Raw genomic sequence first — 12893 nt, forward strand, 5'->3', positions numbered from 1 at the left:
ACTGGCGGTGTTGCTTTCATCGCTTGCCCCCCAGAGGGCAAGCGACTGCCGCAACCAGCCGGATTTCCTTGGGGAAATCCGTCTTACATCATGCCGCCCATGCCGCCCATGCCGCCCATGTCGGGCATGCCGCCGCCGCCAGCACCTTCCTTGGCGGGACGGTCAGCGACCATCGCCTCGGTGGTGATGAGGAGCGATGCAACGGATGCTGCGTCTTCCAGCGCGGTGCGGACAACCTTGGCCGGGTCGATCACGCCGAACTTGAACATGTCGCCATATTCCTCGGTCTGCGCGTTGAAGCCGAACTTGAGGTCATCGCTTTCGCGGATCTTGCCCGCGACAACGGCACCGTCGACACCGGCGTTTTCCGCGATCTGGCGCAGCGGTGCCTCCAGCGCGCGGCGCACGATGGCGATACCGGCATCCTGATCCGAGTTCGCACCCGTCAGGCCGTCAAGCGCCTTGGCGCCCTGCACGAGGGCAACGCCGCCACCGACAACGATCCCTTCCTGAACCGCCGCACGGGTGGCGTTCAGCGCATCGTCAACGCGGTCCTTGCGCTCTTTCACTTCCACTTCGGTCATGCCACCGACGCGGATCACGGCAACACCGCCGGCCAGCTTGGCCACGCGCTCTTGCAGCTTTTCCTTGTCGTAATCGCTGGTGGTTTCCTCGATCTGGGTGCGGATCTGGGCGACGCGCGCTTCGATCTCGGCCTTCTCGCCGGCCCCGTCCACGATGGTGGTCTCGTCCTTGGTGATCGAGATCTTCTTGGCCGAGCCGAGCATGTCCATGGTGACATTCTCCAGCTTCATGCCCAGGTCTTCCGAGATCACCTGGCCGCCGGTCAGGATCGCGATGTCCTGCAGCATGGCCTTGCGGCGATCGCCGAAGCCCGGTGCCTTGACGGCCGCGATCTTCAGACCGCCACGCAGCTTGTTGACCACGAGGGTGGCCAGCGCTTCGCCTTCCACGTCCTCGGCGATGATCAGCAGCGGCTTCTGGCTCTGGATCACGGATTCGAGCAGCGGAACCATGGATTGCAGCGAGGAGAGCTTCTTCTCGTGCAGCAGGATCACGGCGTCTTCCAGGTCCACGATCATCTTGTCGGGGTTGGTGACGAAATAGGGGCTGAGGTAACCGCGGTCGAACTGCATGCCTTCGACGACTTCGGTTTCGGTCTCCAGGCCCTTGTTTTCCTCGACGGTGATGACGCCGTCATTGCCGACCTTCTGCATCGCATCGGCGATCTGGCGGCCGATCTCGGCTTCGCCATTGGCGGAAATGGTGCCGACCTGGGCCACTTCGGCGCTGTCGGACACGTCGCGGGCAGAGGATTTGATATGCGCGATGACCTTGGTCACGGCCATGTCGATGCCGCGCTTGAGGTCCATCGGGTTCAGGCCGGCGGCAACCTGCTTGAGGCCTTCCTTGACGATGGCCTGGGCCAGCACGGTGGCGGTCGTGGTGCCGTCGCCGGCTTCGTCATTGGTGCGGGAAGCGACTTCCTTCACCATCTGCGCGCCCATGTTCTCGAACTTGTCGTCCAGCTCGATTTCCTTGGCGACGGTGACGCCGTCCTTTGTGATGCGGGGTGCACCAAAGGATTTGTCGAGGATCACGTTGCGGCCCTTGGGGCCGAGGGTAACCTTGACCGCATCGGCGAGGATGTTCACGCCTTTCAGCATGCGGTTGCGGGCATCGGTGTCAAATTTGACGTCCTTGGCAGCCATGTCAGCTTGCTCCTATCTCTTGAAATTCGGGTTGGAGGTCAGCGAGTGCTCAGGAAATGATCCCGAGGATGTCGCTTTCCTTCATGATCAGCAGTTCCTTGCCGTCAAGCGTGATCTCGGTGCCGGACCACTTGCCGAACAGGACCTTGTCGCCTTCCTTGACGTCCATGGCGATGCGGTCGCCATCCTCGTCCTTGGCACCGGCGCCAACGGCAACCACTTTGCCTTCGGCGGGTTTCTCTTTCGCGCTGTCGGGGATGATCAGGCCGCCTGCGGTCTTTTCGTCGCTTTCAATGCGCTCGACCAGAACCCGGTCATGCAGAGGTGCAAATGCCATCTGTCGAACTCTCCTTCGGTTCGTGTTATACGTGTCGTTAGCACTCATCCCTGTCGAGTGATAACGGAGGGTAGATATGCGGCGGCCCCGCGCCTGTCAACAACCGCGCCGAAACAAATCGCGCGCCCAACGGCCCTTGCGCCCGCTGCAAAGCCGCCCGCGCGCAATCGCCCCATGACAAGCCCGGCCCGCGCCCCTATAAGACGCCAGATTTCGCACATGATTGACGGACCCTGACCCATGACCACACTCGTATTCGGCCACAAATCACCCGACACCGATTCCACCGGCTCGCCCCTGATCTGGGCCTGGTATCTGAACGAGGTGATGGGCGAGACCGCCAGCGCCCGCCTGCTCGGCGAGCCCAACACCGAAGCCGCCTTCGTGCTGGAACGCTGGAACCTCGACAAGCCCGAGATCATCTCGGAGGTGGCACCCGGCACGCCCGTGGTCATCGTGGACACCAACAACCCCGCCGAACTGCCCGAGGGGATCAACGCCACCGACATCCAGGCCATCATCGACCATCACAAGCTGGTCGGCGGGCTGGAGACGAAAGGCCCGATCGACATCACCATCCGCCCCGTCGCCTGCACCGCCACCATCATGCATGACCTGATGGGCGCGGATGCCGCCAAGATGCCCGAGGCGATCAAGGGCGCGATGCTGTCCTGCATCCTCTCGGACACGCTGGAATTCCGCTCGCCCACCACGACCCAGGCCGACCGCGATGTCGTGGCGGCGCTGGCCAGCGATCTGGGGATCGACGTGGGCGACTACGCCGCCGAGATGTTCGCCGCCAAATCCGATGTCTCGCGCTTCTCGGATGCCGAATTGCTGCGCATGGACAGCAAGGAATATGCCGTCGGCGACACCAAGTTCCGCGTCTCGGTCCTGGAGACCACCTCGCCCGACACGGTTCTGGACCGCAAGGCCAGCCTCATGGAGAGCATGAAGGCCGTCGCGGAAGAAGATGGCGTCGATCAGGTTCTTCTCTTCGTCGTCGATATCCTGAACGAGGAAAGCACCATGCTGATCCCCAACGCGCTGACCCGGCAGGTAGCGGAGAAGAGCTTTGCCACCGTCTGCGGCGACGCCGACACCGTGGTGCTGCCGGGTGTCGTCAGCCGCAAGAAACAGATCATCCCGAACCTGGCGATGTAACCCGACAACCCTGCGATGCGGTGACATTGCGAGGGGCGGTTCCGAACGAGCCGCCCTTTTTTTGCGCGTTCAGCGGGCGAGGCAAGGAATCACTGACCGATTGGTAAAAAACCGTCATGATCGGGGCATACGGATAACAAGCCGATACCGACAGGAGGGTTCCCCCATGGCATTCATCATCGACCGCCGCACGTTCCTTGCAGGCTCTGCCAGCTTCATCGCCCTGCACCCGTTTTCCGCCAATGCGCAGGCCAACCAGGCGCATCTGCGGATCATGGAAACGACCGACCTGCATGTGCATGTCTTCCCCTATGATTATTACGGCGACCGCCCCGTCGATACCGTGGGCCTCAGCCGCACCGCGGCGCTGATCCAGGCGGTGCGCGACGAAAGCACCAATTCGCTGCTGCTCGACAATGGCGATTTCCTGCAAGGCAACCCGATGGGCGATTACATCGCCTATGAGCGCGGCATGTCCGAGGGCGACATGCACCCCATCATCTCGGCGATGAACGTGCTTGGCTACCAGGGCTCGACGCTTGGCAATCACGAGTTCAATTACGGGCTGGATTTCCTGATGAACACGGTCTCGGGCGCGAATTTCCCCGTGATCTCGGCCAATGTCGTCCGCGAGATGGGGGCAGGCCCGCGCGAAGACGTGACGCTTGTGCCGCCCTACGCGATCTTCGACCACCAGGTGACGGATGGCGCGGGCGAGACGCATGACATCCGGATCGGTCTCATCGGCTTCGTGCCGCCGCAGATCATGAACTGGGACCGCCAGCACCTGGAGGGCAACGTGCAGGCCCGCGACATCGTGGAAACCGCGCGCGCCTATGTCCCGCAAATGCGCGAGGAAGGCGCCGACCTGATCATCGCGCTATCGCATTCCGGCATCGGCGAGGCGGATCATGTCGATGGCCAGGAAAACGCCTCGATCCCGCTGGCCGCCGTCGAAGGCATCGACGCGATCCTGACCGGCCACCATCACCGCGTCTTCCCCGGCCCGGATTACGCGGAGGCCGCCGGGGTCGATGCCGATACCGGCACGATCATGGGCAAGCCCGCCACGATGGGCGGCTTCTGGGGCAGCCATATGGGCCTCATCGACCTGATGCTGGCGCGCGAGGGCGGCACCTGGCGCATCGTCGCGCATGAGACCGAAGCTCGCCCCATCTCGATGCGCAACGAGGACCGCTCGATCACGGCCCTGGTCGAAAGCGTCGAGGAGGTCGAGGCCGCCGCGCAAGAGGAACATGAGGCGACGCTGGATTATGTCCGCCGCGCCGTGGGCCGGACCGAGGCGCCGCTGCACAGCTATTTCGCGCTGGTCGCCGATGACCCTTCGGTGCAGATCGTCTCGATCGCGCAGATCTGGTATATCGAGCAGATGATGGCGGGCACCGAGCATGAGGGCCTGCCGATCCTGTCGGCCGCCGCGCCCTTCAAGGCCGGGGGCCGGGGCGGGCCGCAATACTACACCGACGTGCCCGTGGGCGACGTGGCGATCCGCAACGTGGCCGACCTCTACCTCTACCCCAACACGGTGCGCGCGGTGCGCATCAATGGGGAACAATTGCAGGCCTGGCTGGAACGCTCCGCCGGTATCTTCAACCAGATCACGCCGGGCGAACAGGACCAGGTGTTGCTGAACGACGAATTCCCCTCCTACAATTTCGACGTGATCGACGGGGTGGACTACCAGATCGACCTCAGCCAGCCCTCGCGCTTCACCGCCCGCGGCGAGCCGCTGAACCCCGATGCGCAGCGGATCGTCAACCTGACCTATAACGGCGAACCCGTGACGCCGGATATGGAGTTCATCGTGGCCACCAACAACTACCGCGCGGGCGGCGGCGGCGACTTCCCCGGCGCCTCGCCGGAAACCACCGTGTTCGAGGGCCCCGACACCAACCGCGACGTGATCGTGCGCTATATCGTGGAACAGGGCACCATCAACCCGGCGGCGGATGGCAACTGGTCCTTCGCGCCGCTCGCGGACACCACGGTGCTGTTCGATACCGGCCCCGATGCGGCCCCCTATGCCGACGGCGTTCCGGGGGTCGAGATCGAACCGGCGGGCGACGGCCCCGATGGCTTCGCCCGCTTCCGCATCACGCTCTGACGCCAGGCCCCCGGACCCCTTTCATTTTGCCGGAAATACCTCGGGGGTCGTCATTGTTGCACCATTGGTCCGAGCGACAATGGCGACGGGCAGCGCCCCGAAAAAGGGGTGGGCGGGCGGGCCCGCCTACCCCTTCCAAATCCTGCACCGCGCCCCTATTCATGGGCGCGACCCGCAACCCAGGAGGCCCGCCATGACCCAGATCATCTCCGCCCTCTCCGAGGTCTCCGACCGCTATGACGTGCTCTATTGCGATCTCTGGGGCTGCCTGCATGACGGGTTGACCGCCTTTCCCGACGCGGTCGCGGCTTTGCGCGGCTTCAAGGCAGGCGGCGGCACCGTGCTGCTACTGACCAACTCGCCCCGCCCGCGCGCCAGCGTCGAGCGGCAATTGGACAAGTTGGGCGTGCCGCGCGACTGTTGGGACATCATCGCCTCCTCGGGCGACAGCGCGCGCGCCGCCATGCTGCGCGGCATGGTGGGCCACAAGGTCTGGCATATCGGCGAGGCGCATGACGAAGGCTTCTTCGCGCCCATGGAGATCGTCGGCGACGCGGTCGAGATCGAGCGAGTCGACCTGGAACAGGCCGAGGGCATCGTCTGCACCGGCCCCTTCGACCCGAAGGCCGACCCGTCAACCTTGCGCCCGCAACTGCTCTCCGCCAAGGCGCGCGGGCTCAAGCTGCTCTGCGCCAATCCCGATATCGTGGTCGATCGCGGCGAGGCACGGGAATGGTGCGCCGGCGCGATTGCCGCGCTCTACACCGAGATGGGCGGCGAGAGCCTCTATTTCGGCAAGCCGCACGCCCCGATCTATGAACTGGCCCGGATGCGGCTGGCGCAGTTGCAGGTCGATTTTGCGCCCGAGCGCGTGCTGGCCGTGGGCGACGGCATCCGCACCGACATCCAGGGCGCGCTTGGCGAGGGGATCGACGCGCTCTTCATCACCGGCGGTCTGGCGCGGGGCGAAACCGGCACCTCCGGCCAGCCCGACCCGGAGAAACTGGCGGCCTATCTGGACGAGGCGCAGCTTTCGGCCCGCTGGTCGATCGGCTATCTGCGATAGGGGTCGCGCAATTTAATTTCACCAAACGGCCATACACCTGACTTTATATTACTTCTGCATTGCAGCATTTTCGATTCTGGTCTATGATCTTGCCAAATGGCTGACAGGATCCCGGATATGCTGGACAACTTCCCCCGCGGCACGATCTGCATCGAAGATATCGAGATCGGCATGACCCGACATCTTGTAAAAGAAGTGACGGATCGCGATATCGAACTGTTCGCCGAGGTCTCCACCGATTACAACCCGGTGCATCTGGACGACGCCTATGCGCAGGACACAATCTTCGAGGGCCGCATCGCGCATGGCATGCTGACGGCGGGATTGATCTCGGCCGTGATCGGGGAACAGTTGCCGGGCCATGGCACGGTCTATCTCGGCCAGACGCTGAAATTCCTCGCGCCCGTTCGCCCCGGCGACATCGTGCGCGCCGAGGTCCGCGTGACCGACATGGATATCGCCAAGCGCAAGGTTGTGATGGTGACCGAATGCAGCATCGACGGCAAGCCCGTGCTCAGGGGCGAGGCCGTGGTGCTGGCCCCGTCGCGGAAATTCGACTGAGGCGATGTTCACATGCGGGTTGCGACGCCTTCGACGTCGTTCCGGGCGGTGATGGAAGATCTGAGCCCGATTGCCGTCATCTTCTTCGTCCAAATACCTGAGCCCTGACGCATGGGCTTGCGACCCGGCCTCTTCGCGAGGACCGCCGCCCGCGCACCCATCCATGGCAATCCGGTTCAAGGAGGGCTCCCGCGAGGGGGCCTGACGCGGACCGGTCAGCGGCCCCGGACCCAGTCCTTGAGCTTGGCCCAGCGCACCAACACGCCATCGACAATCGGCACGACAACCCGCTCCTCGAACCGCTCCCAAAGCCGCCAGAGCGCGAAACCCGCCAGCACCAGCAGCGCTAGGACGATGATGTTGGACCAGGGGAAGGGCTTGTCATCCGGGCCGTCCACGGGCCGGATCGAGATCGCGTTGGGATAGATCGAGAGCGGGTTCGACCGCCAGCCGTAATGCGTCACCAGCACCCAGTCGGGGCTGTCCGCATCCGAAACCAGCGCCCCCGCCTCGGTCTGCAGATCCTCGCTGTCGGTCTTGAAATAGGGCGGCCAGCCGAACCAGCCGGTATCCTCGTTGCGATAGACCGACGGGCGGCCATCGGGGCGGATGGTGCGGATGAAGCGGATATCGCGCTGGTCCAGGTTGGTGCCGCCGCCCGAGTCGCCCGAGGTATAGAAGGGCCGGTTCCAGGCCGAGAAGTCGATCCGGATCTCGGTCGTCTCCACCACCCGCACCACGTCGCGCTGCGGCAGGTTGTAATGCAGGACGGCCCCGATCGCGGCCGCGATCAGCAGCAGAATTATCCAGCGGGCCCATCTCATCGCGGCATCACCCCATATCCGAACTCCTCCAAGGTCTTAGCGCGTTCGCGCGCCCGCTCCAACCCAAATGCGGGGGCTTGCGGGCCGGTCACGCGGCGCGCAGAGTATGGGGCATGACCAACCCGACCCCCACCCGCCTCTTCGCCGAGATCGCCGCCCGCGAGGCCGATCTGATCGCCCTCACCCAGGATCTCGTGCGCATCGCCACGCTGAACCCGCCGGGGCGGCATTACCACCAGATTTGCGATTTCCTGGGCGACCGGCTGGCGCGCAAGGGCTTCCATGTCGATATGATCCGCGCCAAGGGGGCGCCCGCCGACAGCGAGAAATACCAGCGCTGGAACATGGTCGCGCGTCATCACGGATCGGGCGGCCCCGGCGAGTGCGTGCATTTCAACAGTCATCACGACGTGGTCGAGGTCGGCCATGGCTGGAGCTACGACCCATTCGGGGCGGAATTGAAGGACGGTCGCATCTACGGGCGCGGCACCTGCGACATGAAGGGCGGGCTCGCCACCTCGGTCATCGCCGCCGAGGCGTTTATCGCCTGTTTCCCCGATTATTCCGGCGCCATCGAGATCAGCGCCACGGCGGACGAGGAATCGGGCGGCTATGGCGGGGTGGCCTACCTGGCCGAACATGGCTGGTTCAGCCCCGAAAGGGTCCAGCATGTCATCATCCCCGAGCCGCTCAACAAGGACCGCATCTGCCTGGGCCATCGCGGCGTCTGGTGGGCCGAGGTCGAGACCCATGGCCGCATCGCGCATGGCTCGATGCCGTTCCTGGGCGACAGCGCCATCCGCCACATGGGCGCGGTGCTGGAGGAGATGGAGGCGAGCCTCTACCCCCTCCTGGCCTCAAAGCGCACCGCAATGCCGGTGGTGCCCGAGGGCGCGAAGCAATCGACGCTGAACATCAACTCGATCCATGGCGGCGAGCCGGAACAGGAGATCGACTATACCGGCCTGCCCTCGCCTTGCGTTGCCGACCGCTGCCGCATCGTGCTGGACCGCCGCTTCCTGATGGAGGAGGAGATCGGCGAGGTGAAAGCCGAGATGCGCAAGATGCTGGAGGGCATCAAGGCCAGCCGTCCGAATTTCCACTACGAGATCCGCGATCTCTTCGAAGTGCAGCCCAGCATGACAGAAGAGGACGCGCCCGTGGTGCGCACGGTGCAGGGCGCGATTGCCAGGGTGCTGGACAGGCAGGCCGAATTCGTCGTCTCCCCCGGCACCTATGACCAGAAGCATATCGACCGGATCGGCAAGCTGAAGAACTGCATCGCCTACGGGCCGGGGATCCTGGACCTCGCGCATCAGCCGGATGAATGGATCGGCGTGCAGGACATGCTGGACAGCGCCAAGGTGATGGCGCTGACGTTGGAGGAACTGCTGGCCTGAGCGTCACGCGGGGCCAAATCCCTGACCGCAAACCGTTTCCGCCGGAGGCGAGCCTTGCGCCTGGCGCAATCCGGCAATGCCGAATGATCTGTGGCGAAGGGCCTGCGGCGCGGCCTATACCCCCTCCGACCGCCCCCGACGGGGCAATACCATGAAAGAACGGAGACGCCAGATGGCCCTCGCATTGCACACCTCCCCCTATGCCCTGCTTCTGTCGGGCCTGCGCCTGCGCCCCGCCGCGACCACCGACGCGCCCTCGAAGCCCGCCGCGCCCAGGACGATCCCGCACTGGACCGAATACCTCAGCCGCCGCGACGACGCCTGATCCGGGCCGTCCTGCCTCTCCCTGCACCCGGAATCCGCAAGATTCCGCAACGCGATACTTGATCTGACCCGGTCACGCGCGTTTGATGTCCCCCGAGCCCGCGACATCCTCGGGCATGACAGGGAGATGGGACATGAAACTTCTGCACAGCACCGCGCTGGCGCTTTTGCTCGGCACGGGCGCCGCCTTTGCCTCCAACACCGATATCACCGTCGGCATGGTGCTTGAGCCGCCGAACCTCGACCCGACCGGCGGGGCCGCGGCCGCGATCGACGAGGTGGTCTATGCCAATGTCTTCGAGGGGCTGACGCGCTTTGCGTCGGACGGGGCCGTGGTGCCGGGGCTGGCCGCGTCCTGGGACATCTCCGAGGACGGTCTGACCTACACCTTCCACCTGCGCGAGGGTGTGACCTTCCATGACGGCAGTGATTTCACGGCGGAAGATGCCGTCTTCAGCCTCGACCGCGCCCGCGCGGAAGGCTCCACCAATGCGCAGCCCGCGCTTTTCGCGGGGATCGAAAGCGTCGAGGCGGCGGATGACACCACGCTGGTGGTGACGCTCTCCGACCCGAACGGCTCCTTCCTGTTCAACATGGCCTGGGGCGATGCCGTGATGGTCGCGCCGGAAAGCGCGGACAGCCTGGAGACCAACCCCATCGGCACCGGTCCCTTCGCCTTCTCGGAATGGGTGCAGGGCGACCGGGTGGAACTGACCCGCTACGCCGATTACTGGGGCGAGGCCCCGGCGCTGGAGGCGGCCACCTTCCGCTTCATCTCGGACCCCAACGCGGCCTTTGCCGCGATGATGGCGGGCGATGTCGATGCCTTCCCCAACTTCCCCGCGCCCGAGACCCTGGGCCAGTTCGAGGCAGACCCCCGCTTCAACGTCATCGTCGGCTCGACGGAAGGGGAAACCATCCTCTCGACCAACAACCAGGCCGAGTATCTCAGCGACATCCGCGTGCGCCAGGCCATCGCCCATGCGATCAACCGGCAGGACATCATCGACGGGGCGATGTTCGGCTATGGCACCCCCATCGGCAGCCATTTCGCGCCGCACCATCCCGATTATGTCGATCTCACCGGCAACTCACCATATGACCCCGACGCCGCCCGCGCCCTGCTGGCCGAGGCCGGGGCCGAGGGCATCACCCTGCGCCTGATGCTGCCGCCACCCTCCTATGCGCGGCAGGGCGGCCAGATCGTGGCGGCGCAACTGCGCGACGTGGGCCTCGATATCGAGATCACCAACCTGGAATGGGCGCAATGGCTGGAACAGGTGTTCCGGGGCCATGACTATGACCTGACCATCGTCAGCCATACCGAACCCATGGATATCGGCATCTACGCGCGGGAGGATTACTATTTCCAGTATGACAACCCCGAGTTCAACGCGCTGATGGACACGCTGACCCTGACCACCGATCCGCAGGAGCGCTCGGCCCTCCTGCAACAGGCGCAGGAGATGATCGCCGCCGATTACGTCAACGGGTTCCTGTTCCAGCTGGCCAAGATCGGCGTCGCGAATGCCGATATCGAAGGTCTGTGGGAAAACTCTCCGACCCAGGCCAATGACCTGACGGATGTGCGCTGGACCGACTGACCTGACCATTGGGGCCCCCGCCCGAACGCGGGGGCCTCCTCGCCCCCGGTGCCGGGCGCTCCTCGGCTGATTCCGCTTTCATTTTGCCGATAAATACCTCCGCCCATTGCCCGATAGGCGGCGTAAGCCGCTGCAAAGGGGAGGCTCCGCCCCCTGACCCGCGCTGGAACGGTCCCAACCCGAATACCGCCCCCCGCCCCACGCGCATGGCAATGCGGCCCAAGGAGGGCTCCCGAAGGGGGCCTGACGTGGGCCGCCCGCCGGTCGGCGCGCAAGCGCCGAGACACCACATGGGCGCCGCCCGACAAGACGGCGCCCAAGCCACGCCCTGCGATCCCCGGTATGCACGGGGGGTGTATCGGGGGGTGTACGTAGGGTGCATGGCCATTTTGGCCTATCCGACGACGTTGAACTCCGGCCCGTAGGGGTAGCCCGTGATGTTCTCGTTGCCACCTTCCGTGATGAACAGGATGTCGTGCTCGCGGTAGCCACCCGCCCCCGGCTGGCCCTCGGGAATCGTCAGCATCGGCTCCATCGAGATCACCATGCCGGGTTCCAGCACCGTGTCGATATCCTCGCGCAGTTCCAGTCCGGCCTCGCGCCCGTAGTAATGCGACAGCACCCCGAAGGAATGGCCATAGCCGAAGGTGCGGTATTGCAGCAGGTCGCGCTCGGCGAAGAAATCGTTGATCTTCAGCGTCACCTCGGAACAGCTGGCACCCGGTTTCAGCAGGCTCATGCCATATTCATGCGCGGCCACATTCGCCTCCCAGATCTTGAGCGACGCCGCGTCGGCCTCGCCCGCGAACATGGTGCGCTCCAGCGCCGTGTAATAGCCTGAAATCATGGGAAATGTATTGAGGCTCAGAATATCGCCCCGTTCCAGCTTGCGCGCCGTCACCGGGTTATGCGCGCCGTCGGTGTTCAGGCCCGACTGGAACCAGACCCAGGTGTCGCGATATTCGGCAACGGGGAAGCGCTTGGCGATCTCCAGTTCCATCGCATCGCGGCCCGCCATGGCAATGTCGATCTCGCGCACGCCGATTTTCACCGCATCGCGGATCGCGTAGCCGCCGACATCGGCCGTGTTGGCGCCCGCGCGGATGATCTCCAGCTCGGCGGGCGATTTGCGCATCCGCTGCTGCATCGTCATCGGCGCGATGTCGGTGACCGAGGATGGCTGCATGAAGGCCCGCATCTTCTCGCTCTGCGCCAGGGTCAGGTGATCGCCCTCGATGCCCACGGATTTGCCCTTGCCCGCGACATGGACAATCGCGCGCCAGTAATTGTCGCGCTGCCAGTCGGTATAGGTGATGTTGTCGGTCGCCCCCCGCCGCCAGGGCTGGCCTGCGTCGATGCCCGCCGAGATCGTCACCGCCTCGCGCGCCGTCACGACCAGCGCGTAAGCGCGCCCGAAGGCGCAATAGAGGAAGCCCGAGTAATAGGCGATGTTGTGCATGGAGCTGAGCACGACCGCATCGACGCCATTGGCGTCCATGATCGCGCGCAAGCCCATCAGGCGGGCGTCATACTCGGCCTGCGCGAATTGCAGTGCGGGCTTGTCGCCATTGTGAAAACGATAGAATTCCGGGCGCGTGTTGGACATCGCGGACCCTCCCTTTCAGAAAGGCCCCGGCGTTCAGGGCGGATACTGCGGCAGACTGAACCCACCTGCCGGGGCGACGCCATCGCCCTGAGTCTCGCGCCGACCGGTATCCGAAATCCCGGCGATACGCAATCTTCGCCTGCGCGCCC

General features: G+C 64.8%; 11 protein-coding genes. 7 read left to right on the forward strand and 4 right to left on the reverse strand.

Translation table 11 applies throughout. The features are described from left to right. Positions 1-83: 83 nt before the first annotated feature. Positions 84-1733: a chaperonin GroEL gene (gene groL, locus AC13C7_RS06330; RefSeq protein ID WP_172319771.1), complete on the reverse strand. Its 1650-nt coding sequence runs from the start codon at positions 1731-1733 to the stop codon at positions 84-86. Between the two features lie 49 nt (positions 1734-1782). After that, positions 1783-2070, reverse strand: a complete 288-nt coding sequence (gene groES / locus AC13C7_RS06335; RefSeq protein WP_172319770.1) for a co-chaperone GroES — start codon at positions 2068-2070, stop codon at positions 1783-1785. A gap of 240 nt (positions 2071-2310) precedes the next feature. Between groES and AC13C7_RS06340 the strand changes: the two genes are divergently transcribed. The 4 genes from AC13C7_RS06340 to AC13C7_RS06355 all read left to right on the forward strand — a co-directional run bounded on the left by AC13C7_RS06340 (position 2311) and on the right by AC13C7_RS06355 (position 6986). After that, on the forward strand, positions 2311-3234 hold the full coding sequence (locus AC13C7_RS06340; RefSeq protein WP_446120185.1) for a manganese-dependent inorganic pyrophosphatase: 924 nt from the start codon (positions 2311-2313) through the stop codon (positions 3232-3234). A gap of 166 nt (positions 3235-3400) precedes the next feature. Beyond that, complete coding sequence (locus AC13C7_RS06345) at positions 3401-5359, forward strand: bifunctional 2',3'-cyclic-nucleotide 2'-phosphodiesterase/3'-nucleotidase (RefSeq protein WP_482866932.1); 1959 nt, start codon at positions 3401-3403, stop codon at positions 5357-5359. Positions 5360-5552: 193 nt separating this feature from the next. Continuing rightward, positions 5553-6425 (forward strand): TIGR01459 family HAD-type hydrolase, encoded by an 873-nt coding sequence (locus AC13C7_RS06350; protein WP_482866933.1) that lies wholly within the window; start codon positions 5553-5555, stop codon positions 6423-6425. 117 nt (positions 6426-6542) lie between these two features. Continuing rightward, positions 6543-6986, forward strand: a complete 444-nt coding sequence (locus tag AC13C7_RS06355; RefSeq protein ID WP_482866974.1) for a MaoC family dehydratase — start codon at positions 6543-6545, stop codon at positions 6984-6986. A gap of 215 nt (positions 6987-7201) precedes the next feature. On the opposite strand, the gene AC13C7_RS06360 is transcribed toward AC13C7_RS06355, so the two are convergent. Beyond that, positions 7202-7810, reverse strand: a complete 609-nt coding sequence (locus AC13C7_RS06360; protein ID WP_172319766.1) for a DUF1523 family protein — start codon at positions 7808-7810, stop codon at positions 7202-7204. Positions 7811-7923: 113 nt separating this feature from the next. Between AC13C7_RS06360 and AC13C7_RS06365 the strand changes: the two genes are divergently transcribed. From AC13C7_RS06365 to AC13C7_RS06375, 3 genes are all read left to right on the forward strand, one after another. Then, complete coding sequence (locus AC13C7_RS06365) at positions 7924-9210, forward strand: acetylornithine deacetylase/succinyl-diaminopimelate desuccinylase family protein (protein ID WP_482866934.1); 1287 nt, start codon at positions 7924-7926, stop codon at positions 9208-9210. A gap of 172 nt (positions 9211-9382) precedes the next feature. Then, positions 9383-9535, forward strand: a complete 153-nt coding sequence (locus AC13C7_RS06370) for a hypothetical protein (protein WP_482866935.1) — start codon at positions 9383-9385, stop codon at positions 9533-9535. Positions 9536-9668: 133 nt separating this feature from the next. Next, complete coding sequence (locus tag AC13C7_RS06375) at positions 9669-11138, forward strand: ABC transporter substrate-binding protein (RefSeq protein WP_482866936.1); 1470 nt, start codon at positions 9669-9671, stop codon at positions 11136-11138. Between the two features lie 394 nt (positions 11139-11532). Here the strand turns inward: AC13C7_RS06375 and AC13C7_RS06380 are convergent, their stop codons facing one another. Beyond that, the gene (locus AC13C7_RS06380; RefSeq protein ID WP_482866937.1) at positions 11533-12744 is read right to left on the reverse strand and encodes an aminopeptidase P family protein; all 1212 of its coding nucleotides are present in this window, start codon (positions 12742-12744) and stop codon (positions 11533-11535) included. Positions 12745-12893 lie beyond the last annotated feature (149 nt).

The sequence above is a fragment of the Alterinioella sp. B-7 genome (assembly GCF_056857775.1).

What these genes read in the sequence shown, in the direction of transcription:
- groL (WP_172319771.1), bottom strand. Translation starts at nt 1,733, where the DNA reads ATGGCTGCCAAGGACGTCAAATTTGACACCGATGCCCGCAACCGCATG.
- groES (WP_172319770.1), bottom strand. Translation starts at nt 2,070, where the DNA reads ATGGCATTTGCACCTCTGCATGACCGGGTTCTGGTCGAGCGCATTGAA.
- AC13C7_RS06340 (WP_446120185.1), top strand. Translation starts at nt 2,311, where the DNA reads ATGACCACACTCGTATTCGGCCACAAATCACCCGACACCGATTCCACC.
- AC13C7_RS06345 (WP_482866932.1), top strand. Translation starts at nt 3,401, where the DNA reads ATGGCATTCATCATCGACCGCCGCACGTTCCTTGCAGGCTCTGCCAGC.
- AC13C7_RS06350 (WP_482866933.1), top strand. Translation starts at nt 5,553, where the DNA reads ATGACCCAGATCATCTCCGCCCTCTCCGAGGTCTCCGACCGCTATGAC.
- AC13C7_RS06355 (WP_482866974.1), top strand. Translation starts at nt 6,543, where the DNA reads ATGCTGGACAACTTCCCCCGCGGCACGATCTGCATCGAAGATATCGAG.
- AC13C7_RS06360 (WP_172319766.1), bottom strand. Translation starts at nt 7,810, where the DNA reads ATGAGATGGGCCCGCTGGATAATTCTGCTGCTGATCGCGGCCGCGATC.
- AC13C7_RS06365 (WP_482866934.1), top strand. Translation starts at nt 7,924, where the DNA reads ATGACCAACCCGACCCCCACCCGCCTCTTCGCCGAGATCGCCGCCCGC.
- AC13C7_RS06370 (WP_482866935.1), top strand. Translation starts at nt 9,383, where the DNA reads ATGGCCCTCGCATTGCACACCTCCCCCTATGCCCTGCTTCTGTCGGGC.
- AC13C7_RS06375 (WP_482866936.1), top strand. Translation starts at nt 9,669, where the DNA reads ATGAAACTTCTGCACAGCACCGCGCTGGCGCTTTTGCTCGGCACGGGC.
- AC13C7_RS06380 (WP_482866937.1), bottom strand. Translation starts at nt 12,744, where the DNA reads ATGTCCAACACGCGCCCGGAATTCTATCGTTTTCACAATGGCGACAAG.